At 70.4% G+C, this 26,296-nt stretch carries 24 protein-coding genes and 1 pseudogene; 6 read left to right on the top strand and 19 right to left on the bottom strand.

Features of this window, described 5'->3' with window-relative positions; translation table 11 throughout:
- Positions 1-3: 3 nt before the first annotated feature.
- Genes ACZ7L5_RS23485 through argC form a run of 4 tightly spaced genes read right to left on the bottom strand, consistent with a single transcriptional unit; the run spans position 4 to position 4,311 of the window.
- Positions 4-1,200 carry an acetylornithine transaminase gene (locus ACZ7L5_RS23485; RefSeq protein WP_471518601.1) on the bottom strand — a complete coding sequence of 399 codons (1,197 nt, stop codon included), beginning with the start codon at positions 1,198-1,200 and terminating at the stop codon, positions 4-6.
- The gene (gene argB / locus ACZ7L5_RS23490; RefSeq protein WP_471518602.1) at positions 1,197-2,111 is read right to left on the bottom strand and encodes an acetylglutamate kinase; all 915 of its coding nucleotides are present in this window, start codon (positions 2,109-2,111) and stop codon (positions 1,197-1,199) included. Before argB ends, ACZ7L5_RS23485 begins: the two co-directional genes overlap by 4 nt.
- Positions 2,108-3,286, bottom strand: a complete 1,179-nt coding sequence (argJ, locus tag ACZ7L5_RS23495; RefSeq protein ID WP_471518603.1) for a bifunctional glutamate N-acetyltransferase/amino-acid acetyltransferase ArgJ — start codon at positions 3,284-3,286, stop codon at positions 2,108-2,110. The genes argB and argJ overlap by 4 nt, the downstream gene beginning before the upstream one ends.
- Complete coding sequence (argC, locus tag ACZ7L5_RS23500) at positions 3,283-4,311, bottom strand: N-acetyl-gamma-glutamyl-phosphate reductase (protein WP_328882812.1); 1,029 nt, start codon at positions 4,309-4,311, stop codon at positions 3,283-3,285. Before argC ends, argJ begins: the two co-directional genes overlap by 4 nt.
- A 169-nt stretch (positions 4,312-4,480) precedes the next feature.
- Between argC and ACZ7L5_RS23505 the strand changes: the two genes are divergently transcribed.
- On the top strand, positions 4,481-5,164 hold the full coding sequence (locus tag ACZ7L5_RS23505) for a DUF6215 domain-containing protein (protein WP_471518604.1): 684 nt from the start codon (positions 4,481-4,483) through the stop codon (positions 5,162-5,164).
- A 26-nt stretch (positions 5,165-5,190) separates the two neighbouring features.
- Here the strand turns inward: ACZ7L5_RS23505 and ACZ7L5_RS23510 are convergent, their stop codons facing one another.
- The gene (locus tag ACZ7L5_RS23510) at positions 5,191-7,671 is read right to left on the bottom strand and encodes an alpha-L-arabinofuranosidase C-terminal domain-containing protein (RefSeq protein ID WP_471518605.1); all 2,481 of its coding nucleotides are present in this window, start codon (positions 7,669-7,671) and stop codon (positions 5,191-5,193) included.
- 126 nt (positions 7,672-7,797) lie between these two features.
- Between ACZ7L5_RS23510 and ACZ7L5_RS23515 the strand changes: the two genes are divergently transcribed.
- Positions 7,798-8,241 (top strand): DUF6314 family protein, encoded by a 444-nt coding sequence (locus tag ACZ7L5_RS23515; protein ID WP_471518606.1) that lies wholly within the window; start codon positions 7,798-7,800, stop codon positions 8,239-8,241.
- Here ACZ7L5_RS23515 and ACZ7L5_RS23520 read toward each other — a convergent pair.
- The 3 genes from ACZ7L5_RS23520 to ACZ7L5_RS23530 form a co-directional block, all read right to left on the bottom strand.
- Complete coding sequence (locus ACZ7L5_RS23520; RefSeq protein ID WP_362381093.1) at positions 8,223-8,816, bottom strand: histidine phosphatase family protein; 594 nt, start codon at positions 8,814-8,816, stop codon at positions 8,223-8,225. The two genes, ACZ7L5_RS23515 and ACZ7L5_RS23520, sit on opposite strands and share 19 nt — an antisense overlap.
- A gap of 185 nt (positions 8,817-9,001) precedes the next feature.
- Positions 9,002-9,436, bottom strand: coding sequence for a GNAT family N-acetyltransferase (locus ACZ7L5_RS23525; RefSeq protein WP_471518607.1), 435 nt, complete (start codon positions 9,434-9,436; stop codon positions 9,002-9,004).
- Between the two features lie 150 nt (positions 9,437-9,586).
- A complete protein-coding gene (locus ACZ7L5_RS23530) occupies positions 9,587-11,059 on the bottom strand; it encodes an aminotransferase-like domain-containing protein (RefSeq protein ID WP_471518608.1) in 1,473 nt (490 codons plus the stop codon).
- Here ACZ7L5_RS23530 and ACZ7L5_RS23535 point away from each other — a divergent pair.
- Entirely contained in the window at positions 11,058-11,996 is a 939-nt protein-coding gene (locus tag ACZ7L5_RS23535) for a DMT family transporter (RefSeq protein ID WP_471518609.1), read from the top strand. The genes ACZ7L5_RS23530 and ACZ7L5_RS23535 overlap by 2 nt on opposite strands.
- Before the next feature lie 93 nt (positions 11,997-12,089).
- Positions 12,090-12,284 carry a DUF1918 domain-containing protein gene (locus tag ACZ7L5_RS23540; protein ID WP_328882804.1) on the top strand — a complete coding sequence of 65 codons (195 nt, stop codon included), beginning with the start codon at positions 12,090-12,092 and terminating at the stop codon, positions 12,282-12,284.
- Positions 12,285-12,297: 13 nt separating this feature from the next.
- Here the strand turns inward: ACZ7L5_RS23540 and ACZ7L5_RS23545 are convergent, their stop codons facing one another.
- Positions 12,298-13,539, bottom strand: a complete 1,242-nt coding sequence (locus ACZ7L5_RS23545) for a glycoside hydrolase family 10-like protein (protein ID WP_471518610.1) — start codon at positions 13,537-13,539, stop codon at positions 12,298-12,300.
- Positions 13,540-13,754: 215 nt separating this feature from the next.
- On the opposite strand from ACZ7L5_RS23545, the gene ACZ7L5_RS23550 reads away from it, so the two are divergent.
- Together ACZ7L5_RS23550 and ACZ7L5_RS23555 are read left to right on the top strand one after the other, a co-directional pair.
- Complete coding sequence (locus ACZ7L5_RS23550; protein WP_328882802.1) at positions 13,755-14,627, top strand: 3-hydroxybutyryl-CoA dehydrogenase; 873 nt, start codon at positions 13,755-13,757, stop codon at positions 14,625-14,627.
- Between the two features lie 193 nt (positions 14,628-14,820).
- The gene (locus ACZ7L5_RS23555) at positions 14,821-15,078 is read left to right on the top strand and encodes a hypothetical protein (protein ID WP_328882801.1); all 258 of its coding nucleotides are present in this window, start codon (positions 14,821-14,823) and stop codon (positions 15,076-15,078) included.
- Here ACZ7L5_RS23555 and ACZ7L5_RS23560 read toward each other — a convergent pair.
- From ACZ7L5_RS23560 to infC, 10 genes and pseudogenes are all read right to left on the bottom strand, one after another.
- Positions 15,075-15,602, bottom strand: a complete 528-nt coding sequence (locus tag ACZ7L5_RS23560; protein ID WP_328882800.1) for an NUDIX hydrolase — start codon at positions 15,600-15,602, stop codon at positions 15,075-15,077. The genes ACZ7L5_RS23555 and ACZ7L5_RS23560 overlap by 4 nt on opposite strands.
- A gap of 86 nt (positions 15,603-15,688) precedes the next feature.
- Positions 15,689-17,029, bottom strand: a complete 1,341-nt coding sequence (locus ACZ7L5_RS23565; protein WP_328882799.1) for a transcriptional regulator — start codon at positions 17,027-17,029, stop codon at positions 15,689-15,691.
- A gap of 256 nt (positions 17,030-17,285) precedes the next feature.
- Positions 17,286-18,323 carry a PP2C family protein-serine/threonine phosphatase gene (locus tag ACZ7L5_RS23570; RefSeq protein ID WP_471518611.1) on the bottom strand — a complete coding sequence of 346 codons (1,038 nt, stop codon included), beginning with the start codon at positions 18,321-18,323 and terminating at the stop codon, positions 17,286-17,288.
- Positions 18,324-18,547: 224 nt separating this feature from the next.
- A complete protein-coding gene (gene pheT, locus ACZ7L5_RS23575; protein ID WP_471518612.1) occupies positions 18,548-21,061 on the bottom strand; it encodes a phenylalanine--tRNA ligase subunit beta in 2,514 nt (837 codons plus the stop codon).
- Positions 21,061-22,182 carry a phenylalanine--tRNA ligase subunit alpha gene (pheS, locus tag ACZ7L5_RS23580; protein WP_363035999.1) on the bottom strand — a complete coding sequence of 374 codons (1,122 nt, stop codon included), beginning with the start codon at positions 22,180-22,182 and terminating at the stop codon, positions 21,061-21,063. Before pheS ends, pheT begins: the two co-directional genes overlap by 1 nt.
- Positions 22,183-22,329: 147 nt before the next feature.
- A complete protein-coding gene (locus tag ACZ7L5_RS23585; protein ID WP_471518613.1) occupies positions 22,330-23,466 on the bottom strand; it encodes a sensor histidine kinase in 1,137 nt (378 codons plus the stop codon).
- 53 nt (positions 23,467-23,519) lie between these two features.
- Positions 23,520-24,368: a TrmH family RNA methyltransferase gene (locus tag ACZ7L5_RS23590; RefSeq protein ID WP_365062144.1), complete on the bottom strand. Its 849-nt coding sequence runs from the start codon at positions 24,366-24,368 to the stop codon at positions 23,520-23,522.
- 101 nt (positions 24,369-24,469) lie between these two features.
- Complete coding sequence (rplT, locus tag ACZ7L5_RS23595; RefSeq protein ID WP_030744620.1) at positions 24,470-24,853, bottom strand: 50S ribosomal protein L20; 384 nt, start codon at positions 24,851-24,853, stop codon at positions 24,470-24,472.
- A 101-nt stretch (positions 24,854-24,954) separates the two neighbouring features.
- On the bottom strand, positions 24,955-25,149 hold the full coding sequence (gene rpmI / locus ACZ7L5_RS23600; protein WP_003977225.1) for a 50S ribosomal protein L35: 195 nt from the start codon (positions 25,147-25,149) through the stop codon (positions 24,955-24,957).
- A gap of 110 nt (positions 25,150-25,259) precedes the next feature.
- Positions 25,260-25,959: pseudogene (infC, locus tag ACZ7L5_RS23605) on the bottom strand (translation initiation factor IF-3).
- Between the last annotated feature and the right edge of the window lie 337 nt (positions 25,960-26,296).

Genomic DNA, 26,296 nt, shown 5'->3' on the forward strand with positions numbered 1-26,296 from the left:
GTCTCATTCTCCGGATCCGTCCCCGTTGGCCTGGTCCAGGATGCCGGGAAGGGCCTGAAGAAGCGCCTCCACTTCGTCGTCACCGAGGTTCAGCGGCGGCATGAGCCGTACGACATCGGGGGCGGGCGCGTTCACCAGGAAACCGGCGTCCTGAGCCACCTGCTGCACCTTGGCGGCGTGCGGCTCGGTGAGCACGATACCCAGGAGCAGTCCCGCGCCCCGGACATGACCGATCAACGGGTGGCCCAGCGCCTCGATCCCGTCCCGCAACTTCTCGCTCTGCCGCTTGACGTTCTCCAGCAACCCGTCGTTCGCGATGGTGTCCAGCACGGCAAGACCGGCGGCACACGCGACCGGGTTCCCGCCGAACGTCGTCCCGTGCTGGCCGGGCTGCAGCAGCTCCGCGGCCCGCCCGAAGGCGACGGTCGCGCCCAGCGGCAGCCCGCCGCCGAGCTGCTTGGCGAGGGTGACCACGTCGGGCAGCACGCCTTCGTGGGCCTGGTACGCGAACCAGTGCCCCGACCGGCCGACACCGGTCTGCACTTCGTCGAGCACGAGCAGCGAGCCGGTCGCGGCCGTGATGGCCCGGGCCGCCTTGAGGTAGCCGGGGGGCGGCACGACCACGCCGTTCTCGCCCTGGACCGGCTCGATGATCACGAGGGCGGTCTCCTCGGTGACCGCGGCGGCCAACGCCTGCGCGTCCCCGTACGGCACGTGCGTGACGTCGCCGGGCAGCGGCAGGAAGGGCTCCTGCTTGGCGGGCTGGCCGGTGAGCGCGAGGGCGCCCATGGTCCGGCCGTGGAAGCCGCCGTCGGTGGCGACCATATGGGTCCGCCCGGTCAGTCGGCCGATCTTGAACGCGGCCTCGTTGGCCTCGGCGCCGGAGCTGCAGAAGAAGACCTTGCCGTCCCGGCCGAAGAGCTGGAGCAGCCGCTCGGCGAGGGCGACGGTCGGCTCGGCCATGAAGAAGTTGGAGATGTGGCCGAGGGAGGCGACCTGCTTGCTCACGGCCTCCACGATCGCGGGGTGGGCGTGGCCGAGCGCGTTGGTGGCGATGCCGCCGACGAAGTCGAGGTACTGCCGGCCGTCGGTGTCCCAGACCCTGAGGCCCGCACCGCGGACGAGGGGCAGCCGCGGGGTGCCGTAGTTGTTCATGAGCGAGCCCTGCCAGCGCTGGGTGAGCTCCTGATTGCCGGTCATTCGGCATCCCCCTCTTCGGCGTCCGCCACGACCATCGTGCCGATGCCCTCGTCGGTGAAGATCTCCAGCAGGATCGAGTGCTGGACCCGGCCGTCGATGACGCGGGCGGTGGTCACGCCGCCCCGGACCGCGTGCAGGCAGCCCTCCATCTTCGGCACCATGCCGGAGGACAACTCCGGCAGCAGCTTCTCCAGTTGGGAAGCGGTGAGGCGGCTGATCACCTCGTCGGAGTGGGGCCAGTCCTCGTAGAGGCCCTCGACGTCGGTGAGGACCATGAGGGTTTCGGCGCCCAGCGCAGCAGCGAGTGCCGCAGCCGCCGTATCAGCATTGACGTTGTAGACATGTCCGTCGTCCTGGCTCCGGGCGATCGACGAGACGACCGGGATCCGGCCGTCGGCCAGCAGCGCCTCGATCGCGCCCGTGTCGATGGCGGTGATCTCGCCGACCCGGCCGATGTCGACGAGCTCGCCGTCGATCTCGGGCTGGTGCCGGGTGGCGGTGATGGTGTGAGCGTCCTCGCCGGTCAGGCCGACGGCCAGTGGGCCGTGCTGGTTGAGCAGGCCGACGAGTTCACGCTGGACGTGCCCGGCCAGCACCATCCGTACGACGTCCATGGCGTCCTCGGTGGTGACCCGGAGCCCCGCCTTGAACTCGCTGACGATGCCGTGCTTGTCGAGGGCGGCGCTGATCTGCGGGCCGCCGCCGTGCACGACGACCGGCTTGAGGCCGGCGTGGTGCAGGAAGACGACGTCCTGGGCGAACGCGGCCTTCAGCTCCTCGTCGACCATGGCGTTGCCGCCGAACTTGATGACGACGGTCTTGCCGTTGTGCCGGACCAGCCAGGGCAGGGCCTCGATGAGGATCTGGGCCTTGGGGAGCGCGGTGTGCTTGCGCGCGGGTGGATTGCTCATGAGGAGTAGGCGCTGTTCTCGTGGACGTAGTCGGCGGTGAGGTCGTTGGTCCAGATGGTGGCGGTCTCGGACCCGGCGGCGAGGTCGGCGACGATGTGCACCTCGCGGTAGCGCATGTCGACCTTCTCGCGGTCCTCGCCGACGCCGCCGTTCTTGCACACCCAGACGCCGTTGATGGCGACGTTGAGCCGGTCGGGCTCGAAGGCGGCGGCGGTCGTGCCGATCGCGGACAGGACGCGGCCCCAGTTGGGGTCCTCACCGTGGAGGGCGCACTTGAGGAGGTTGTTGCGGGCGATGGAGCGGCCCACCTCGACGGCGTCGTCCTCGGTCGCGGCGTTGATGACCTCGACCTTGATGTCCTTGCTGGCGCCCTCGGCGTCGCGGATCAGCTGCTGACCGAGGTCGTCACAGACGGCCCGTACGGCCTCGGCGAACTCCTCGTACTCCGGGGTGACGTCGGCCGCACCGGAGGCGAGCAGCAGCACGGTGTCGTTGGTGGACATGCAGCCGTCGGAGTCGACGCGGTCGAAGGTCGTGCGCGTGGCCGCCCGGAGTGCCTTGTCCAGCGCGTCGCTGTCCAGGGCGGCGTCTGTGGTGAGGACGACGAGCATGGTGGCCAGGCCCGGGGCGAGCATGCCGGCGCCCTTCGCCATCCCGCCGACGGTCCAGCCGTCCTTGGTCACCACGGCGGTCTTGTGGACGGTGTCGGTGGTCTTGATGGCGATGGCGGCCTTCTCGCCGCCGTGAGGACTGAGCTGGGCGACGGCCTTGTCGACGCCGCGCAGCAGCTTGTCCATCGGCAGCAGCACGCCGATGAGGCCCGTGGAGCAGACGGCGACCAAGCCCGGCGCGTGGCCGCCGGTCTCGTCGTACCCCGCGGTGTTGAGCGACTCTGCGACCTTCTCGGCGGTCGCGTGCGTGTCCTGGAAGCCCTTGTGCCCCGTACAGGCGTTGGCGCCGCCCGAGTTGAGGACGACGGCGGTCAGCTCACCGCTCTTGAGGACCTGCTCGGACCACAGCACCGGCGCGGCCTTCACACGGTTGGACGTGAAGACACCGGCGGCGGCGCGGCGCGGCCCGTTGTTGACCACGAGGGCCAGGTCCGGGTTGCCGTTCTCCTTGATCCCGGCGGCGATGCCCGCCGCCGTGAATCCCTTTGCGGCCGTGACGCTCACGGTGCGACTCCGATCGTGGAAAGCCCGGTGTTCTCGTGAAACCCGAGGGCGATGTTCATGCTCTGGACGGCGCCGCCGGCCGTGCCCTTGGTCAGGTTGTCGATGGCGCTGATCGCGATGATGCGGTTCGCGGCGGCGTCGAATGCGACCTGCACCTGAACGGCGTTCGAACCGTAGACGGACGCCGTGGCGGGCCACTGCCCCTCGGGGAGGAGGTGGACGAAGGGCTCGTCGGCGAGGGCCTTCTCGTAGGCGGCGCGGACGGACTCGCCGCTGACCCCGTCCTTCGCCTTCGCCGTGCACGTGGCGAGGATGCCGCGGGGCATGGGAGCGAGGGTCGGCGTGAAGGAGACGGAGACCCGCTCCCCCGCCGCCGCGCTGAGGTTCTGGATCATCTCGGGCGTGTGCCGGTGCCCGCCGCCGACGCCGTACGGCGACATGGAGCCCATGACTTCGCTGCCCAGCAGATGGGGCTTGAGCGCCTTGCCCGCGCCGGACGTGCCGGAGGCGGCGACGATCACGGCCTCGGGCTCGGCGAGGCCGGCGGCGTAGGCCGGGAAGAGGGCGAGCGAGGCGGCGGTCGGGTAGCAGCCGGGCACCGCGATGCGCTTGGACCCCGCGAGCGCGGCGCGGCCGCCCGGCAGCTCGGGAAGGCCGTACGGCCACGTCCCGGCGTGCGGGGAGCCGTAGAACGTCTCCCAGTCGCCCGCGTCCTTCAGCCGGAAGTCGGCGCCCATGTCGACGACCAGCACATCCGGGCCGAGCTGCTCGGCGACGGCGGCGGACTGGCCGTGCGGCAGTGCGAGGAAGACGACGTCATGCCCGGCGAGGACCTCGGGGGTGGTCTCCTGGAGCACACGGTCGGCGAGGGGCAGCAGGTGCGGTTGCAGCGCACCGAGCCGCTGGCCCGCGTTCGAGTGCCCGGTCAGGGCCCCTGTCTCGACCTCGGGGTGCGCCAGGAGCAGACGCAGCAGTTCCCCGCCCGCGTACCCACTCGCTCCGGCCACTGCCGCACGTACCGCCATGGACTCCTCCTCCTAGACGGCATGACTATACGTTTCGCCGCAGTTTTATGCAATCACGATTCATGGTGCCCGCCCCCCGAAGCGGGCGGGGAAACCAGCTTTGTTCAGGACATGCCCATGAGCTACTGTCCCCCGGCGAACATCAGGGGATCACGGCAGGTGGGGGCACATGGCCGAAAAGATCGGCACGCCGGAGAAAGGCCACAACGCGTGGGGGCAGGCCGTCGCGGCCGTGGCGCTATTCGCCGCGATCGCCGCCGGTCTGTGGGTGTCCGAGGGGACATCCGGGAACAGCGGTCCACCCGCAGCCACGTGCTCCGACGAGGAACCCGGCAAGTCGACCGGGCGGGTGACCGGAAAGCAGCTGTGCGAGGCCCTGCTGCGCCCCGACCTCGCGAAGTTGCTGGGCACACCGGCCGAGACCGCGAAGACCGCCTTCGGCAACGACGGCTCCGCCGGACTCGAAGGCGGCAAGGACATCCCGATGCCGTCCGCGGAGGTCGAGTTCGACACCTACACCGTGACGCTGTCGGCCACCTACGACGACCTCCCCGTGGCCGGGTCCCACGAGCTGCTCGGGGAGGGGGAGCAGCGTACGGTTCTGGACCGTCCGGCGGTGCTGTACTCGGACCGGACCATCAGGATCAACTTCCGCCTCGACGGGGGCGACGCCGAGGCCGGTACCGGCGTCCCGCTCCGCGCCCTCATGGTGGCCCAGGACGCGAAGGACGGCGGCGGATCCTTCGATGTGACTTTGTGGCGTTCGGACGGCATGGTGCCGGATGACGCCGTGCTGCTGCGGGTCGCCGAGAAGGTGCTGCCGACGGTCCCGGGGTGGACCGCCGGCAGCTGACGCGCTCCGTCACCTCTGCTTGATGCTCACCTCTGCTTGATCCTCAGGAACGTCACGGAGTTCGCCGGGAAGGTGTACGTGAACTCGTCGGCGACCCCCGAGAACGTGGACGTCACGGGCGTGACCGGGGCGTCCGTCTCGGTGTTCACCGCGTCCTGGTCAGCGGCCAGGGTGGTGACCCGGGCCTTGGCGGCGACCTCGGCGCCACCCAGGTCGATCGCCGTGCGGGCCGGGGCCGACCGGGCGTTGACGACCTTGACGATCAGGTCACCGGTGCGGGCGTCCTTGGTGACGACCTGGCGGAACGGCTCGGCCGGCTTGTCGTCGGTGAAGCTGCCCCACTCCTTGCCGTCGAGGTAGAGGGTGACCTGGCGGCCGCGCACCTTGATGTCGATCTCGTAGGCCCGGCCCGTCTCGATCGACCCGGCCTTCGTCATCAGCGTGCCCTTGCCGCCGTCCACGGCCTGCTCGATCGCGGACTGGGTGTTGTTCCAGCCGCCCAGGTTCCACCAGTAGTAGTTGCCGGTGTCCTTGACGCCGAACGCGACGAGGAAGCCCTCCTTGCCGGACTTCTTGGTGGCCTTCACATGCAGGTCGTAGTCGTGCCAGGTCGGGTCGCCTGCCGACACCATGGTGTTCTCGGCGGCCACGTCGCTCTGCACGTACTGCCCGTCCTGGACGCTCCAGCTGCCGCCGCCGGAGTGCGTCCACTTCGAGGCGTCGCCGGAGAAGTCGTCGCTGAGCAGCGTCGAGCCGTCCGCCGCCGTGACCTTCACGTCGTCGTAGGCGGCACTGGTCGCCCACGTCGAGAGGCCGACGGCACCGGCGATCGGGCCGCTGACGTCCGGTGTGGTGGTCGCCTTCGAGGGGACGACCCGGTCGCCGACGTTGTTCATGAACAGCTTCTGGACCTCGTAGTTCGTCGAGTTCCAGGAGGAGCGGTTGTTGAACCAGACCAGGTCCGGCCGCCACTGGACGTAGTCCTCGTTGGCGAGCAGCGGGGCGTACGAGGCGAGCTTGACGATGTCCGCGTTGCGCTCCAGGCCGGTCATGAACGCGGCTTCGGAGAGGCCGTTCTTCCAGGCGTTGCCCTGGGAGGCGTACTCGCCGAGGAAGACCTTGGGGCCGCTGCGGTCGTAGGAGTCGTAGCGGTCGTTGTTCTGCAGGAACCAGTCGGGGCTGTTGTAGTAGTGCTCGTCGACCATCTCGACGTTCGCCTCGCGGTTCAGCTTCCAGGCGGTGTCGAAGGTCGTGCCGCTGTCGTCAGGGCCGGAGTTGGAGACGACCGTGATGTCCGGGTACTCGGCCTCGATCGCGGCGCGGAACCGCTGGAACCGCGCGAAGAACTCGTTCGGGAGGTTCTCCTCGTTGCCGACCTCCAGGTGGGTGAGGTGGAAGGGCCTCGGGTGGCCCATCCGGGCCCGGACCTTGCCCCACTTGGAGGTCGCCGGGCCGTTGGCGAACTCGATGAGGTCGAGAGTGTCCTGGATGTGCCGCTTGAGCAGCGCCTCGTCGTCGACTGCCTTGTTCTGGCCGCAGCCGGTCACCAGGGCCGGGACGACGGGCAGCGGCATGGCGCCGATGTCCTCGGAGAAACGGAAGTACTCGTAGTAGCCGAGGCCGTAGCTCTGGTTGTAGCCCCAGAAGTTGGAATTGGTCGCGCGCTGCTCGACCGGGCCGATGGTGTCCTTCCACTGGTAGGAGCGCTGGCGCTGCCAGCCGGAGGCTTCGCTGTAGTCCTCCATGGAGCCGGTGTTGACCAGGCAGCCGCCGGGGAAGCGCACGAAGCCCGGGTGCAGGGCGGCGATCTTCTCCGCAAGGTCCTTGCGCAGGCCGTTCGCCTGGTTCTTGTAGGTGTCGCGCGGGAACAGCGACACCATGTCGAGGGCCGCCGCGTCCGTGGCGGCGACGGCGAGACGACCGCGACTGCTGGTGCGGGTCGCGGTGAACGTGGCCCTGTACCGGGCCCAGCCGCCCTTCACGGCCACCTGGCGGGCGGTCGCGAGCGCGCCGGCGGCGTCCTTGAGGCCCACGCTCAAGGTGCTGCCGCTCTCGGCGCGCGCCCACACCGAGAAGTCGTACCTCTTGCCCTGCTCGACCCGGATGCCGGTGTTGTATCCGGCGTTCGTGAGGGACGAACCGGCGCCGAGGGAGAGGTAGTTGCGGTTGCGCTCGTTGAGCCGGCCGGAGTCGTTCACGACCTGCGCGGTGCCGTCGGCCGTCCAGGAGGTGAGCGGGGTGTAGGAGCCGTTGTCGGCGGTGCCGTACTCGAAGGACCGGTTCTGCACGAGCTCGGCGTACAGACCGCCGTCCGCGGCCCGGTTGATGTCCTCGAAGAAGACGCCGTACATCGTGTCGTCGATCTTCGCGCCCTGAGCGGTGGGGTCGACGGTGATGGCGTAGTCGGTGACGTCGTCGGCGTGGGCGGGGGCCGGGATCAGGGCGGCTGCCGCCAGGAAGGCGGTGGCGGCGACGCCGGATCTCCAGCGGCTGGGGGTGCGTGGCATGGATACTCCGCGGCTCGATGTTCGAAATATCAGACACTGATCAATACTTCGAACGGCAAGATAGGGAGGGGGATCCGGAGCGTCAACGGGTCGCGCGGTATCGAAAGTGTCGGAAGTGAGGGCGGGATGGGCGAGTTCTGGCCGGTACCGGATGCGCTGGCGTACCTCGCCGGGAGCTGGCGAACCGTCCGATCCGTGCGGGATCTGGCGAGCGGAGACGAGGGGGAGTTCTCCGGTACGACGGTTTTCGGCCCGTTGGAGGGCGGCGGGCTACTGCATCACGAGTCCGGCACCTTCGTCTGGCGGGGCGTCCCGAGGCCCGCCGAACGGACGCTGCGCTTCCTGCCCGGCACCGCGCGGGGCACCGCGGACGTCCGGTTCTCCGACGGCCGCCCCTTCCACGGCCTCGACCTGACCTCCGGGCACCACATCGCGGACCACCCCTGCTCGGCCGACCTCTACCGGGGCGAGTTCACCGTCGTCGACGAGGACCACTGGCGGACGGTGTGGCGGGTGCGCGGCCCCGCCAAGGACCTGGTCCTCACCACCGACTACGCCCGCGAGGGCTGAACCGGCGCCCCCTCCAGGCGGAGGTACCAACGCCCGGCCCGGCCGGTCACGGTGGTCGTCGACAGCGGACGCACGTCGATGTTCCAGTACGTCGACGGCGGCGCCTTCAGCGCGTACACCAGCGCGGCACGGATCACCGACGGCTCGGCCACGGCGACGATGCGACCGCCGTCCTCAACGGGCCGGGTGTCGAGCCAGTTGCCGACCCGGGCGATGAACGCGAGCAGCGACTCGCCGCCGTGCGGTGTGCCCCGCGGGTCGGCCAGCCAGGCGTCCACAGCCTCCGGCTCACGGGCCATCGCCTCGCCGAGCGTGAGCCCGCGCCAGCGGCCCATGTCACAGTCGCGCAGGGCGAGTTGCACCAGCGGTGCATAGCCGAGGGCGTCGCCGGTGGCACGGCTGCGCGGGGTCGGCGAGCAGTAGCGCAGCTCGGCCGCCGCCAACGGCAGCAGGTCGCGCGCGGCGAGCTGCACCTCGTCCCAGCCGGCCTGGTCCAGCGGCCGGTCGTCCTCGAAGCGCTCGGCGAGCAGCGGGGAGCTGCGCGCGGCGGCGACGAACGTGACCCGAAGCGACATGCGGCGATGGTGTGTCGCGAAGGTGCGCAGGTCAAGAGAGGTTGTGCAGCTGTCACCGAGGGTTGGCGAAGCTTTACTGCGGGGTCAGGATCAGACGGACATGTGGCTGGAAAACGATCAGTTGGAAAGTTCAAGCACGACGTCCGCCCCGCAGCGGACGCCCGACCCTCGAAGACGGCCCGAGCTCAGAAGTAGAGCGCCATCCACTGGTCCGGCTTCTCCAGCGGCGCGAACCCGTGCTTCTCGTAGACCCCGTGGGCGTCGTGCGTGGCGAGCAGCATCCGCTTCACCCCGTACGACCGCACCTGCTCGCGTACGGCCCCGACGAGCGCCGTCCCGACCCCCTTGCCGCGCACCGACCGGTCGACGTACACGTCACAGAGCCACGCGAAGGTCGCCCGGTCGGTGACGACCCGGGCATACGCCACCTGTTCCCCCGAAACCGTCTCGTACACCCCGAAGTTCAGCGAACCCTCGATCGCCCGGTCCTGCTTCTCCCGCTCCCGCCCCATCGCCCAGTACGCGTCGGTGGACAGCCACCGGTGCACGCGCTCGGCGTCGATGCGGTCGGCCTCGGTGGAGATCTCGTAGCCCTCGGCGAGGGGCGGGGTGTCGGTCATGCGGCGAGATTCGCAGGCCCAGGGCGCCGGCGTCGAGCGGTTTTCCCCGGTGGGCAGGGCGTTGTCAGTGGCGGGTGCGATGCTGCGGGCACGACCGGGGTGACGACTGCCGCGGAGTTCGCGGGCGGGCCTCACACCGCCGTCCCGCACCTAGCGCACCTCGTCCCAAGCCGCCCGCAGCCGCCGTAGCCCCTCCGTGATCTCCCCCGCCCCCGCCACCGCCGCGAAGCTCAACCGCAGATGCCCGGCCGAAGGCTCCGCGCTGAAGTAGGGGCGGCCGGGGGTGATCGCGACGCCCGAGCGCAGGGCGGCGGAGGTCAGGGCGGACTCTCCCCCGGAGCCGAAAGCCTGGGAGGTGCCCCCGTTGCCGTCGGGCAGGCGGAGCCAGAGGTGGTAGCCGCCGGACGGGATGTGCGGGAGGGCGAGTTCGGGGAGGTCGAGGCGCAGGGCGGCCGTCATCGTGTCGCGGCGGGTCTTCAACTCGGCGGAGATCGCCCGCAGATGGCGCGGCCAGGCGGGCGAGCCGACCAGTTCCAGCGCCGCCTCCTGCAACGGTCGCGGCACGAAGAAGGTGTCCACGACCTGGATCGCGCGCAGCCGCTCCAGCACCGGGCCGCGCGCGGCGAGCGCGCTGACCCGGAAGCTGGGCGAGGTGGCCTTGGTCAGCGAGCAGACGTGGACGACGACGCCGTCGGGGTCCTCGGCGGCCAGCGGACGCGGCAGCGGCCCCGCGTCCTCGTGCACCAGCCGTCGTACGAAGTCGTCCTCCACGACGAAGGCACCGGCCTCGCGTGCGATGCGCAGCACCTCGCCGCGCCGCTCGGGGGCGAGCAGCGCGCCGGTCGGGTTCTGGAACAGCGGCTGGCAGACGAAGACCCGGGCGCCGGTCGCCTTGAAGGCGTCGGCGAGCAGGGACGGCCGTACGCCGTCGGCGTCGACCGGGACGGGGACCGGGCGCAGTCCGGCCGCGCGGGCGATCGCCAGCATGCCCGGGTACGTCGGCGACTCCACCAGCACCGGTGCGCCCGGCGGCGCGAGTGCCCTCAGCGCGGTCGTCAGGGCCGACTGGCCGCCAGAGGTGATCAGCACCTCGGCGGCGGTGACGGCGCCGCCCGGCCCGCCGATGCTGCGCGCGAACCACTCCCGCAGCTCCGGCAGCCCCTCCATGGGCGGCCTCCCCCACGCCCCGGGCCGTCGGCCGGCCCGGGACAGTGCGGCGGCCATGGCCCGCTCCGGCTGCAGCGACTGGTGCAGATAGCCGCCGTTGAACTCGATCACACCGGGCGGCGGCGCGGTGAGCGAGGCCAGTACCCCGGAGGCGTCCACCGAGCGCGGTACCTGTTCCGCGGCGGCGTCCGCGCTGAGCGTCACCTCCTGCCAGGAGGTGTCCCCGGCGGCAGGAGTCCGCGCGTGCGCCTCGGCGCGGAAGGCTCCGGCGCCGGGCCGGGTCACCACGAGCCCCTCGGCGGCCAGCTGTGCGAGGGCGCGGGAGACGGTCACCGGGCTCACCCGGTACCGCTCGACGAGGGCACGGCTCGACGGCAGCTTTCCACCCGGCGAGTAGCGGTCCAGCTCCCGTCTCAGCCGATCCGCCAGCTCACCGACACTGCTACGCTCTTGCATGAGGACCAAGAATAGCGCTACCGCTCCGAGCTCGATAGCAGTGACCGGCGGCAACCCAATGCCGGTCGCTCCAGCCGCCACGGCCGTCGGAGGCACCCTCCAGGCCGCGCTGGGGGTCGCGGCCTTCTCCCTCACCTTCCCCGCCACCGCCTGGGGCCTGGAGAGCTTCGGCCCCTGGTCCCTGGTCGCCGTGCGCAGCCTGCTGGCCGCGCTGATCGCGGGGGTCTGTCTGATGGCGCTGCGCGTGCCGCTCCCCGCCCGCCGACACTGGGCGGGCCTGGCTGTGGTCGCCGCCGGAGTGGTCCTCGGCTTCCCCCTGCTCACCACGCTGGCGCTGCAGACCTCCACCACCGCGCACGCCGCCGTCGTGGTCGGTCTGCTCCCGCTGACCACGGCCCTCTTCTCCGCCCTGCGCGTCGGCACCCGCCCCTCGCGCACCTTCTGGACGGCGGCGCTGGCGGGCGCCGCCGCGGTGGTCGCCTTCACCGTGCAGCAGAGCGGCGGCGCCCTGACCACGGCCGACCTGTATCTCTTCGCGGCGCTGCTGGTGTGCGCGGCCGGCTACACCGAGGGCGGCCGGCTGGCCGGGGTCATGCCGGGCTGGCAGGTGATCGGCTGGGCGCTGGTGCTGTGTCTGCCGCTGACCGCCCCGGTCGCCGCGTTGGCGCTGTCGCACGAACCCGTGCACCTGACCTGGCACGGCATCACCGGACTGCTGTGGGTCGCGGCGGGCTCGCAGTTCCTCGGCATGGTCGTCTGGTACCGGGGCATGGCCGCCATCGGCATCCCGAAGGCCAGCCAGTTGCAGTTGGCCCAACCCCTGCTCACACTGGTGTGGTCGGTGCTGCTGCTGGGCGAGCACCTGACAGTGGCCGCCCCGCTGACGGCCGCGGCGGTGCTCGTGTGCATCGCCGTGACCCAGCGGGCGCGTGGCTGAGCGGGCCGCACGACCCACCTCCAACCACCGCTCCACGCCGTAGACTCAAGGCCACGGACCGCTGCTCCCGCACCTGGTGAGGAGGCCCAACAGATGCGTGCAACCGTGGGCGACCAACTTGTCCAGCACGGCAGGGTGGTCGGGCAACACGACAAGGTCGGCGAGATCGTCGAGATCCTGGGCCATGAGGGGAATCCCCCGTACCGCGTCCGCTTCGAGGACGGGCACGAGGGTCTGTGCTCCCCCGGCCCCGACACCGAGATCCGTCACAGGAACACGATGAAGTAACCCGGCGATCAGATCAGCGCGGGGAAATCGCCGGCTGCCCGTAGTGGTCGGCGACGACCCTCGCCATGGCCCCGATCCCGTCCGCCGCCACCTCCTTCGCGGCGAAGTACACGTGCCCGCCCACCTCCGCGTGCTCCTTGGCCAGCGTCAGATGCCGGGACAGCTCGGCCGGGTTCTGCCAGGCCGCGGGCTGCGCCGGGTCACCGGCCTTGTAGAGCGCCTCCCCCACATAGAGCTTCGTCCGGCTGCCCCGCGCCACTTCCGCCCACCAGGGCACGAGCTTGGCGTAGTCGGCGGCCGCGAAACCGATGTTCCAGTACAACTGCGGGCAGATGTAGTCGATCCAGCCCTCGCGGACCCATTTACGGGTGTCCGCGTACAGATCGTCGTACGTCTCCACACCGCCCCGGGTGTCGGAGCCGAGGGGGTCGGTGCCGGCGTTGCGCCATACGCCGAAGGGGCTGATGCCGAACTGGGTGGTGGGCCGGATCTGCCTGATGGCGTCCGCCATCTCCAGGACCAGCTTGTCGATGTTGTCCCGCCGCCAGTCGGCCCGGACCGTGAAACCGCCGCCGTAGCGGTCGTAGGCCTCGTCGTCGTCGAAGCTCTGGCCGACCACCGGATAGGGGTAGAAGTAGTCGTCGAAGTGGACCCCGTCGAGGGGGTACCGCTCCACCGCGTCGAGCATGGCCCGCTGCACGAACGCACGGACGTCGGGCAGCCCCGGGTTGTAGTAGAGCTTGCCGCCGTACGTCACCACCCAGTCCTCGTGCTCACGGGCGGGGTGCGACTCGGCCAGCCTGCCGAGGTCCGTGTGGTTGGCGATGCGGTACGGGTTGAACCAGGCGTGCAGCTGAAGACCGCGGGCGTGGGCCTCCTCGACGGCCGTGCCGAGCGGGTCCCAGCCGGGGTCCTCGCCCTGGGTGCCGGTGAGGACCTGCGACCAGGGCTCGTACGGCGACGGCCACAGGGCGTCGGCCGTGGGCCGCACCTGGAGGATCACCGTGTTCAGGTGGCGTTCCACCGCCGTGTCCAGGTGGGTGATCAGCTCGGCGCGCTGCTTGTCGGCGCTCAGCCCCTGCTTGGAGGGCCAGTCCCGGTTCGCCACGGTGGCGACCCACACGCCGCGCATCTCCCGGGTCGCCCGTCGCCGTGCCCGGTCCGTTCCGCCCGCCGTGGCGGAGCCGGCCGCCATCGCGCTTCCTGACGCCACGAGTGCCGCCAGGGCGGTCACCGAAAAAGCCCGTCGTGACATCCGTGACTTCCGGTGCAGCATCTCTTCGTACCTCCGTGTGCCGTGGTCAAGGGCCCACCCCGCGACCGGTCCGCACCTGAGGACCGGCCCCGCGTCAGCCTTTCATGAGGCACCCGAACGATCGATCAAGCTGCGCCGAAGGTAACGTGCAGGTTTGGAGCAGGCGTCGAACAACGGCGGACCTGCCGCAGTCGTGGATCAGCGAAGGGGACGATGTGACCGGCATCTCCGGAGATATTGCACGCGTCGGTGTGGTGGGCTGCGGCCAGATGGGAGCGGGCATCGCCGAGGTGTGCGCCCGCGCCGGCCTGGACGTCAGGGTCGCCGAGACCACCGGCGAGGCCCTGGAGTTCGGCCGCACCCGGCTGTTCAGTTCCCTGGCCAAGGCCGCCGAGCGCGGCAAGATCACCGAGGAGGAGCGGGACGCCACGCAGGCGCGGCTGTCCTTCACCACCGACCTCGGCGAGTTCGCCGACCGTGACCTCGTGATCGAGGCCGTGGTCGAGAGCGAGCAGGTGAAGACCGAGATCTTCCAGGTGCTCGACCAGGTCGTGACCCGGCCGGACGCGATCCTCGCTTCCAACACCTCCTCGATCCCGCTGGTGAAGCTGGCGGTCGCCACCTCGCGCGCCGACCAGGTGATCGGCATCCACTTCTTCAACCCGGCCCCGGTGCAGCAGCTCGTCGAGCTGATCCCGGCGCTCACCACCTCCGAGGGCACGATCGCCCGTGCCCAGTCGTTCGCCGAGAAGCTGCTGGGCAAGCACGCCATCCGCGCCCAGGACCGGTCCGGCTTCGTCGTGAACGCGCTACTGATCCCGTACCTCCTCTCCGCGATCCGGATGTTCGAGTCGGGCATCGCCAGCCGCGAGGACATCGACAACGGCATGGAACTCGGCTGCGCCCACCCGATGGGCCCGCTGAAGCTGTCCGACCTGATCGGTCTGGACACGGTCGCCTCGGTGGCGCAGAGCATGTACGACGAGTTCAAGGAGCCGCTGTACGCCGCTCCCCCGCTGCTGCTGCGCATGGTCGACGCGGGTCGGCTGGGCCGCAAGACGAACTCCGGCTTCTACACCTACGGCTGATTACGGACGGTCAGATTCCGGCCAACCGCACGGGCCCGGCACCGAGAAGGTGCCGGGCCCGCGTCATTCACACACCGTGTGCGCTCCGGGCTCGCATATGCCCCTCGCACACGCTCCCCACGCACCCACCAGGCGAGTTCACTTTCCCTGCGCATGCCAGGGATGTGAGATGACTACGGAAAGGAGCGGACAAGTGACCGCCGATCCCGAGCATCCCGTCGTACAAGGGGAACTCGCAGAGTTACGACGTCGCCTCGACGTCGCCTACGCCCGTGTGGAGGGCGGGCTGGCTCTGCTCACGCACCGCACCGAGGAGAGCGCCAAGGAGCTCGACGAGCTGAACACCCGGATCAACACACTGGAACACGCACGCTGGCCACTGCCCGCGATCGCCGCCATCACCGCCGTGGGTGCTCTCGTCGTGGCGATCTGGCAGGCGGTGGGACGCTAGACCCGGAGATGGTGCAGCATCAGTAACGCGGCCGCCATGTTGGCGGCCGGGACCTCCCCCCGGGCGACCATGTCGGGGACGAGTTTGAGAGGAACCCATTCCCGGCGGTCCGACTCGAAGTCGTCCACGGGATGCCCGACATACTCGCCCTCGTCGGCCCAGTAGATGTGGTGCCGGGCATCGGTGAGCCCGTTGGAGGGCTCCACGCTCATGAGGTGGTGCAGGGGTCCCGGCCGCCAGCCGGTCTCCTCCTCGAGCTCCCTGGCGGCCGCCCGGACGATGTCCTCGCCGTCCTCGACGACGCCTGCCGCGAGTTCCCAGCCCCAGCTGTCGGTGATGAAGCGGTGGCGCCACAGGAGGAGGACCTCGCCCGCCTCATTGACCACCGTGGCCACGGCGACCGGCCGCATCCGTATCAGGAAGTGGTCCAGGTGCCGCCCGTCCGGCAGTTCCACGTCTGCCAGGTTGACGGTGAACCAGCGGTTTTCATACACAGTTTGTTCGCTCTGTTTCGTCCACTGCACGGTTCTGCCACCTTCCGTCGAGTAAGTGGCAATATCGCAGCAGGGACTATGAAGTGTCGGTGCTCGGGTGCCCCGTCGCGGCCGGGCTACAGCGGTACGCGCAGTGCTCCGTCGATGAGTTCGGCCGCCTCGGCCGTGCCCGCACAGCCGTTGCGCACCAGGTGTTCGCGTACCGCCCGGAGTCTGTCGCGCAGGCGCTGGGACTCCATTCCCCGGGCCTGCTCGGCCATCTGCACCGCGATGGCCACCGCCTTGTCGGCGTTGCCCTGACGCAGCTCGATCGTGCTGAGCATGGCCAGCCGGTGCACCCGGCCCCGGTCGTGCGCGGGATTGTCGACGGCGGCCGCGGCATGCTCTCCAGCGGCTGCCAGTTCCCCGAGGCTGAGCAGCGCCTCCGCCACCTGGACGTTGACCAACCCCGGCTGGACATAGCCGGTCTCATCGGGTTCGTACCCGCGCCGGATGCGATCTGCGGCCTGCTCGGCACGCCGTATGCAGGACAGGGCGCTCGTGCCGTCGCCGAGGTGTGCGTACGCCTTCGCCTGCATCGCGTACAGGTCGGAGGCGAGCGCCGGGGTGATGTGCTTGCCCGCGGCCCGCAGTGCGGCCTCGGCGAAGGCGACGGCCTGGCGGAACTCCCGCATGAACAGGGCCTGGTTGACGAGCAGCGCGATCACATAGGCGCCGAGCCCCCGGTCCCCGCTGGCCTTGGCGAGCCGCAGCGCCTGATGGAAGTACCGCTGGGCGAGCCCGTGTGCGTCGGAGTCGTAGGCACAGATGCCCGCGATGGCCACCAACCCGCCCGTCGCCCGGTGCAGTTGACGTCCCGTCGCATCGGTGTAGCTGCCGCGCAGCAGCGGGGCGGCCTCGGCGTTGAGGAAGCCGACGATCCGGGTGCGGGTCGCCATGCCGCCCGCCTTGCGGTACATCTGCTCGTAGTGCGTACGGGCCGAGCGCAGCATCTCCAGGTCGGCGGGGGTGACCCGGTGCCGGCCACCGCGCGAGACATCCACGTCCTCGGGCGGGTTCTCCCACTCCCACACCGGCATCACGGCGGGCGTGCCGGTGACCGCCGGCGCGCCCAGGATGTGGGGGCGTTGCTGCTCGTCGGAACGCCACAGGGCGGTGGCCCGCTCCACGAAGCCGGACAGCGAGGTGGTGTGCAGGGCGGACTGCTCGCCGGGCACGCCTAGGCCGATGTCGTCGAGCGTGACGGTGCGGTGCAGCCGGGCGGCGAGCACCTCGCAGATCAGGTCGGGCACCTGGCCGCGTGGCCGCTGCCCCTTCAACCACCGTGCGACGGCGGTGTGTTCGTATCTCAGCGCGAGCCCGCGCGCCCGCCCCGCCTGGTTCACGTGTGCGGCCAGCCCCGCGTGCGAGACCCCCGCCTCATCCAGGATCGCGTCGAGCAGAGTGTTGGGCTGCATGTATGCCCCCCGGGTGCCTCGGTGTCGTCAGAGTAGTGCGAACCGGTTCACACGGGGTGTGAACGGAGTATGCGAATCCGCAGCGTGCGCGCGCTGTTGCGGAGAGTTTCCGACCGGTTGACTGAAATGCCTCGCAAGAGGCCGGCCGGGCCGCCGGCTCCCCCTCGTACAGTGCGGCGGCCCGCATCCGCGCCGTCCGCCCAGCTACCTGCCCGACACTCCGTGGCTGGGCGGATGGCGACCAATCGCCGTTGCGTCAGAAGTGGTTTGTCGGCTGCGGGTTGTGGGTGGTTGCTCGCGCAGTTCCCCGCGCCCCCAAGGACATGCACTGAACCGGAGTCCGGTCGTTCCGTAGGACCAGGAGCGCCATGTCGTCGGATCGCCTCCCCCTTGTGTGCCGGAGGACGGCTGCGAACAGCGTGCGCAGGATCGTCTGAGGAGTGATCGGATCATGCCGTGCGGCTCCGGCGAGCGCCGCTTGGAGGGAAAAGAACCGGCCCCTCCCGTCCCTCGCGTCCTCGACCCCGTCCGTGTACAGGACCAGAGAGTCGCCCGGGAGCAGGGAGCTGCAGGTCAGAGGGGTCAGTTCGGGCGGAAGCGGGAAGAGGCCGAGCGGTGGGAGGGGATCGGCACGCGCCAGAGGCGCGACGCTCGTGCCGCTCAGGAGATACGGCCAGGGGTGGCCGCAGTTGAGGGCGGCGATCTCACCGTCCCGGCCGATCTCCAGCAGCAGCACGGTGACGAACTCCTCGGAGACGGGGTCGTCACGTGAGCGCACGTGACGGGCCAGGGCCCGGTCCAGTCGCTGCAGCACCCGGCCCAGGTCGGGTTCGTCGTGGACGGCTTCGCGGAAGCTGCCGAGGACCGCGGCCACGGTGCCGATGGCGGTGATGCCATGGCCGCGTACGTCGCCCATCACCGCCCGTACGCCGTACTCGGTGGCGATGACCTCGTACAGGTCACCGCCGACACAGGCGCTGCGATCCGCGGAGAGCTGGGCGGCGGCGACGTCCAGCCCGTCGATGCGCGCGGGCAACGGCCGCAGCAGCGCGCTCTGCGCGGCACCGGCGACCCTGCGGACCTGCCGGAGCTCACGCAGCAGGGCCTGCCGGACGTGCACGATCAGCCCCGTGCCCACGGCGAAGAAGACGGCACTGGTGACGACCCGGGCGCCGAGGCCGTCCTGCTGGGCGAGCGGGCAGGTCAGCTTGTACGTGATGGCCATCGCGCCCCAGGCGGTGGGCAGTCCCCACGCGATCGCCTTGCGGGGAACCCGACCCTTGATGCGGAACATGCCGATGGCCCCCCAATAGGCCCTGACAACGCAGACGGACCGACCCCGAAAGGCCGGTCCGATTCTGTCGACAGAGCACCCGGAAGTACCGGATCACCTAGAGAAGTCACCCTTTTGAGTGAGGTGACCACAACGCGCCCCGCCAGGGCGCGGGGGACTGCGCGACCAGCCACGAACTACCCGCAGCCGCCGAACAAACAGCAGTCCCCCACCCCTTGGGCCAACTAACCCCGAAGCACCGCACCCGTCCGCTCGCCCGCGAGGGCCACCGCAGCGTCCCGAGCAGCCGAGGCCTCATCGACGGTCAGCGTCCGATCGCCCGCGCGGAAGCGCAACGCGTACGCCAGCGACTTCTTCCCGTCACCGAGCTGCTCGTCGTTGACGTACACGTCGAACAGCCGGATCCCCTCGAGAAGTCCGCCCGCCCCCTCACGCAGCGCGGCCTCGACCTCCGCGGCCGGCACCGGCTTGTCGACGACAAGGGCGACATCCTGCGTGGCGACCGGGAACGTGGAGATGCCCGGCGCCTGCGGCACACCGTCCCCGACCTGCTCCAGCGCGTCCAGGTCCAGCTCCATCGCACAGGTACGCCCGGGAAGGCCCAGCGCCTTGAGCACCCTCGGGTGCAGCTCACCGGCGTGACCGACGACCCGCGGAGCCCCGTCGACGGTGATCGCCAGCTCGGCGCACCGGCCCGGGTGCCACGGCCCGTACTGCCCGGCCCGCACGATCAGTTCGGCGCCCGCTTCGAGGGCGACGGCACGCGCCGCCTCCACTGCGTCGGCCCAGTCGGCCGGGCGACCCTTGCCCCACCAGCCGGCCTGCTCGCGCGCACCGGCCAGGACGACGGCCACGTGCCGGGGCTGCTCGGGCAGCACGGCGTTGAGAGCGGCGATCTCCTCGTCGGTCGGGCGGCGGTCGACCGGCAGGTGCCCGGCGACGCGCTGCTCCGCACGCGGCTGGAAGACCAGGCCCGTCTCGAACAGGGCCAGATCGTGCGAGCCCCGGCCGTCGTTGCGGCGCAGCGCACCGAGCAGACCCGGCAGCAGCGACGTACGCAGCGCGGGCTCCTCGTCGTTGAGCGGGTTGACCAGCTTCACGACGCGGCGAGCCGGGTCGTCGGCCTCCAGGCCGAGCTGGTCGAAGACCTGCTCGCTGACGAAGGGGTAGTTCGGCGCCTCGACGTAGCCCGCGCCGGCCAGCGCACGGCCGACCCGGCGGTGCAGCCGCTGGCGGTGCGTCAGGCCGCGGCCGGACGGCGGCCTGGGCAGCGTGGAGGGCAGGGTCTCGTAGCCCTCCAGGCGGATGACCTCTTCGGCCAGGTCGTTCGACTCCAGCAGGTCGGGTCGCCAGGACGGCACGGTGACGATCAGCTCGTCCTGCCCGTACACGTCGCAGCCGATCTCCTGCAGCCGCCGTACGACGGTCTCGCGGCCGTACTCCACGCCCGCGACCTTGTCCGGGTGGTCGGCCGGGGTGGTGATGGTGTGCGGCGCGGACGGCGCGATGACCTCGGTGACGCCGCCCTCGGCGGTGCCGCCCGCGAGCAGCACCAGGAGGTCGACCGTGCGCTGGGCGGCAGCCGCCGCGGCGGCCGGGTCGACACCGCGCTCGAAGCGGCGGGACGCCTCCGAGGACAGCTTGTGGCGGCGGGCGGTGCGCGCGATGGCGACCTGGTCGAAGTGGGCGGCCTCGATGACTACGGCGGTGGAGGCGTTCTCGACGTCCTCGTGATCCGCGATCTCGGTGTTGGCGCCGCCCATGACGCCGGCGAGGCCGATCGGGCCGCGCTCGTCGGTGATGACCAGGTCCTCGGCGTGCAGCTTGCGCTCGGTGCCGTCGAGGGTGACGATCTTCTCGCCCTCCTGCGCCCGGCGCACACCGATGGTGCCCTGGACCAGGTTGCGGTCGTAGGCGTGCAGCGGCTGGCCGAGCTCCATCATCACGTAGTTGGTGATGTCGACGGCGAGCGAGATAGGGCGCATGCCGACCTTCTGCAGGCGGCGCTGCAGCCAGATCGGGGAGCGCGCCTCGGGGCTCAGGCCCGTCACCGTGCGGGCGGTGAAGCGGTCGCAGCCGATCGGGTCGGAGACCTGCACGGGGTAGCCGTAGGCGTTCGGGCCGGGCACGTCGATGAGGGCCGGGTCGCGCAGCGGGAGGCCGTAGGCGATGGCGGCCTCGCGGGCGACACCACGGATGGACAGGCAGTCGCCGCGGTTGGCGGTGACAGCGATGTCCAGGACCTCGTCGACCAGTTCCAGCAGCTCGATGGCGTCCTTGCCGACCTCTGTCTCCGGCGGCAGCACGATGATGCCCTTGGTGCCGTCGTCGCCCATGCCCAGTTCGTCGCTGGAGCAGATCATGCCGTGGGACGTCTTGCCGTACGTCTTGCGCGCGGAGATCGAGAAGCCACCCGGCAGTGTGGCGCCGGGGAGAACGACCACGACCTTGTCGCCGACCTGGAAGTTCCGCGCGCCGCAGACGATCTCCTGCGGCTCACCGGTGCCGTTGGCCTGGCCGACGTCGACGGTGCAGAAGCGGATCGGCTTCTTGAACTCCGTCAGCTCCTCGATGGTCAGCACCTGGCCGACGACGAGCGGGCCCTTGAGGTCGGCTCCGAGGTGCTCGACGGTCTCGACCTCCAGGCCCGCCGAGACGAGCTTCTCCTGGACGTCGCGGCCGGTTTCCGTCGCCGGCAGGTCGACGTACTCCCGCAGCCAAGAAAGCGGGACCCGCATCAGATCTCCATCCCGAACGGCCGGGTGAACCGGACGTCACCCTCGACCATGTCTCGCATGTCTTCGACGTTGTGGCGGAACATCAGCATCCGCTCGATGCCGAACCCGAAGGCGAAGCCGCTGTACTTCTCCGGGTCGACGCCGCAGGCCTTGAGCACCCGCGGGTTGACCATGCCGCAGCCGCCGAGCTCGATCCAGCCCTCGGAGGAGCAGGTACGGCAGGGCCGGTCGGGATTGCCGACGGACTCGCCGCGGCAGACGTAGCAGACCATGTCCATCTCGGCGGACGGCTCGGTGAAGGGGAAGAAGTTCGGCCTGAGCCGGGTCTTCATGCCCTCGCCGAACAGGGCCTGGACCATGTGGTCCATGGTGCCCTTGAGGTCGGCCATGGTCAGGCCCTCGTCCACGGCCAGCAGTTCGACCTGGCGGAAGACCGGGGTGTGCGTGGCGTCCAGCTCGTCGGTGCGGTAGACCACGCCGGGGCAGATCACGTACACCGGCAGCTCACGGTCCAGCAGCGAGCGGATCTGGACGGGCGAGGTGTGGGTGCGCAGCACGACGCCGGACTCGGTGCCGCCGTCGGGGCCCTGCACGAAGAACGTGTCGGCCTCCCCGCGCGCCGGGTGGTCCGGGCCGATGTTGAGGGCGTCGAAGTTGAACCACTCGGCCTCGACCTGGGGGCCCTCGGCGACCTCGTAGCCCATGGCCACGAAGACGTCCTCGATGCGCTCCGAGAGGGTGGTGAGCGGGTGGCGGGCGCCGGCCGGTACGCGGTCGTACGGCAGCGTGACGTCCACCGCCTCCTCGACCAGCACGCGCTGGTCCCGCTCGGCCTCCAGCTCGGCCTGACGGCCGGCGAGCGCCTTGTTCACGGCGCCGCGGGCCTGGCCGACGCGCTTGCCGGCCTCCGCCTTGGCCTGCGGGGGCAGGGCGCCGATCTCGCGGTTGGCGAGCGCCAGCGGGGACGTGCCGCCGGTGTGGGCGACCTTGGCCTCCTGGAGCGCGTCGAGGGAGTCCGCGGCGGCGAAGGCGGCGAGCGCCTCGTCCCGCATGCGCTCGATCTCTTCCGGTTTCAACGCCTCGACCTCGACAGGGTCGTACGACTTATTCGGTGCCGACATCTCTTCCCGTGCTTCCGATTGGCTGGCTGAAGGTCCCCGTACCGACTCGTGGACAGATCGTCACGGTTTTTGGGACACAAAGGTGCCAAAGGCCGAGTCTAACGGGGTTGAGGAATGCGAATGCGCCCGTGGGGCCGGGGCCGGATCTCAGGTGAGATACGCCGGTGCCGCCACGGGCAACGTAAATCGGAACTGTGCGCCGCCGCCCGAGGCGCGGCCGACCTCGATGGCGCCGCCGTGAGCCTCGACGATGCCCTTGACGATGTAGAGCCCGAGGCCCGTGCCGCCGCGCTTGCTGCCCCGCCAGAAGCGGGTGAAGACGCGGTTCATGGACTCCTCCGGGATGCCCGGCCCCTCGTCGCTCACCGTGACCGACGTGCCGGTGTCCTCGCCCTCGCGGGGGGACGCCGTGGCCGTGACGTCAATGGTGACCGTTCCGTCGCCGTGCCGCACGGCATTTTCGATGAGGTTGCTGAGCACCTGGTCGATCTTGTCGGGGTCGGCCCACAGGTCGGGCAGTGGCTGCTCGACCCGCAGGAGGAACCGGTCGGCGGGCTGGCCGGCGGCGACGTAGGCCTGGATGTGCCGCCCGACGGCCGCGCCCATGTCGACGGGCTGGCGGCGCACCTCGAGGCGCCCGGAGTCGATGCGCGAGATGTCGAGCAGCTCGGCGATGAGCCGGGTGACCCGGTCGGCGTCGGCGTCGACGGTCTCCAGCATGAGCCGCTTCTGGTCGTCGGTGAACCGTGCCCACTTGGCGAGGAGCGTGGCGGTGAAGCCCTTGACGGAGGTGAGCGGCGAACGCAGCTCGTGCGCGACGGTGGCGATCAGCTCGGCATGAGAGCGCTCGGTACGGCGGCGGGCCTCGGTGTCACGCAGGGAGACGACGACGCGGCGGACGGGCCCGGTCGGTTCGCCACGGACGTACCGCACCGAGACGAGCACCTCCCGCCCGCCCGGCAGAAGGAGATTGCGCTCGGGCTGCCGACGGCGGATGGCGAGGCCGCCGTACGGATCCGTCAGCTGCCACCAGCGCCGCCCCTCCAGGTCCTCTAACGGCAGCGCCTTCTCCAGCCGCTGCCCGAGGGCGTCGGCGGCGCGGACGGCTGTGACGCGCTCGGCGGCGGCGTTGAAGCAGATGACGTTCCCGTGCTCGTCGGCGACGACGAGGCCGTCGGGCAGGTCGTCGGGATCGATACCGAGCTCGGCGAGATCACCGGGCCGGGACGCGGACGGCCGCCGCACCTCCCGTGCACCCGGTGCGCTGCTCGTGCCGACACTCATCCCCGTACCCCACCTCTCACGACGGCTGAGGGGCCCCCGAGCTGGTCACCCTACTAGCTCTCGGTGACGGTGCGGCACCCTCCGGAGGCGCGCTGTGCACGGGCCGACGCATAGAGACATACGGCCGCGGCGGTCGCGAGGTTCAGGCTCTCGGCCTTCCCGTGGATCGGGACGCGCACCACGGCGTCGGCCAGCGCCCGCGTCTCCTCCGGAAGCCCCCAGGCCTCGTTCCCGAACACCCAGGCGGTCGGGCCGCCCATGCTGCCCTTGTCGAGTTCGTCGTCGAGATCGTCCGTGCCTGCCCCGTCGGCGGCGAGAATCCGCACCCCGGCGTCCTTGAGCCCGGCCACGGCCCGCTCGACGGGCACGCCGACGGCGACGGGAAGGTGGAACAGCGATCCGACGGAGGCTCGTACGGCCTTGGGGTTGTAGAGATCGACGGACGCATCGGTGAGGACGACCGCCTCGGCGCCCGCGGCGTCGGCGCATCGCAGCACGGTCCCGGCGTTCCCCGGGTCCCGTACGTTCGCGAGCACGGCGACGAGCTTGGGCCGGGCGGCGAGGATCTCCTCGAAGGGGGTGTCGATGAACCGGCAGACGCCGACGAGCCCCTGAGGCGTCACGGTGGTCGAGACGTCGGCGATGACCTGCTCGGCGGCGAGGTGGACACGGGCGCCCGCGTCCCGGGCCTCCCCCACGATGTCGGCGTACCGCTCGGCGGCCTCCAGCGTGGCGAACAGCTCGACCAGCGTGCCGTCGTGCGCGGCCGCCTCCCGCACGGCCTGCGGCCCCTCCGCGAGGAACAGCCGCTCCTTGCCCCGGAAGTTCCGCTTGGCCAGCCGCCGGGCGGCGGAGACCCGGGGGGAACGGGGGGAGATCAGCTCGGGGGTGGCGGGGGGCATGGGTTCACCTTGGAGTTCTGAGGGTCGCGGACACAGCGGGACCCGCAGGCCTTCTCAGCCTGCGGGTCCCTCAGTCACGTCGGCTGGGCCGAGCGTCGGCGTCAGGCCGCCTTGGGGGCGTTGACGTCAGCCGGCAGCGCCTTCTGGGCAACCTCGACGAGCGCGGCGAACGCGTTCGCGTCGTTGACGGCCAGCTCGGCGAGGATCTTGCGGTCGACCTCGACGTTCGCGGCCTTCAGACCCTGGATGAAGCGGTTGTACGTGATGCCGTTGGCGCGGGCAGCGGCGTTGATGCGCTGGATCCACAGCTGGCGGAAGTCACCCTTGCGCTTCTTGCGGTCGTTGTAGTTGTAGACCAGCGAGTGGGTGACCTGCTCCTTGGCCTTGCGGTACAGGCGCGAACGCTGACCGCGGTAGCCGGAGGCCTGCTCGAGGATCGCCCGGCGCTTCTTGTGGGCGTTCACTGCCCGCTTGACGCGTGCCACTTTTTAACTCCTTGTAGCGGGGCCGCGGTTGGACTCACACGACCCGGTATCGATTGGGTCCCGGTCAGAGATCAGGCGCGAAGTGGTTCCGCGCCCCGATGTCACTTGCCGAGAAGCTTCTTGATCTTCGCGGCGTCGCCCGGGGCCATCTCGGCGTTGCCGGTCAGGCGGCGCGTCACGCGGGACGACTTGTGCTCGAGCAGGTGGCGCTTGCCGGCGCGCTCACGGAGCACCTTGCCGGAGCCGGTGATCTTGAAGCGCTTGCTGGCACCGCTGTGCGACTTGTTCTTCGGCATAGCGCCGTTCTCTCCTCGTCGGTGGCGTTCCGGTGCCCGGTCGTGAAACCGGGCACGGTGGAACGTCGCTGTTGTATCGGTTACGTCCTGGGGACTCGCGTCCCCCGGGATCACGCCTCGGCGGAAGCCTCGGCAGGTGCCTCGGTGTCCACGGCGTCCTCGGACTCCGCGGCGTCCTCGGACTCCGCAACGTTCTGCGACTTGCCGGGGTTGGCCTTCGCGTCTGCCTTGCGGGCTTCCTGCGCCTGGCGGGCCTCGGCCATCGCCTCGGTCTTCTTCTTGTGCGGACCGAGAACCATGATCATGTTTCGGCCGTCCTGCTTCGGGTTCGACTCCACGAACCCGAGGTCCTCGACGTCCGTCGCGAGCCGCTGCAGCAGTCGGTAGCCCAGCTCGGGCCGGGACTGCTCGCGACCACGGAACATGATCGTGATCTTGACCTTGTCGCCCTGCTTGAGGAACCGGACGACGTGACCCTTCTTGGTGTCATAGTCGTGCGGGTCGATCTTCGGCCGGAGCTTCATCTCCTTGATGACCGTGTGCGCCTGGTTCTTGCGCGCCTCACGGGCCTTCATGGCCGACTCGTACTTGAACTTCCCGTAGTCCATGAGCTTGCACACGGGCGGACGGGCGTTCGCCGCGACCTCGACCAGGTCCAGGTCGTACTCCTGCGCAAGCTCCAGTGCCTTGGCCAGCGGGACAATGCCCACCTGCTCGCCACTGGGACCGACAAGTCGCACCTCGGGAACGCGAATCCGGTCGTTGATGCGGGGCTCGGCGCTGATGGATCCTCCTCGGTTAGCACCACACGGCGGTCTGGCGGACAGCCGCGTATGTCTCTTCTAGACAGACCTAACCGCTCCGAAGCACAAAAAATGCCCCGGACGATCACAGGCGGGGCTCCTAAGCACTACCGGAGCACCGCCGCGATGACGCGGGGCGCACTTTCGGGCGACTCCATCGTCCGTACGGAACGATGGTGGCCGCCTGACCGGGGTGACCCGCCGTCCCGGAGGACGGTCAGGTGGGAGATCGGAGCCTCCACTTGTGGGCCGGACACCCTCACTGCTCATGGGTGTTCCAGCCGGTCGTCACACAAGGTTAGCAGCTCCGGAAGGGAAGGGCTAACCGAGGCCAACTGGGGGCC

Source organism: Streptomyces sp. NPDC107528 (assembly GCF_055639295.1).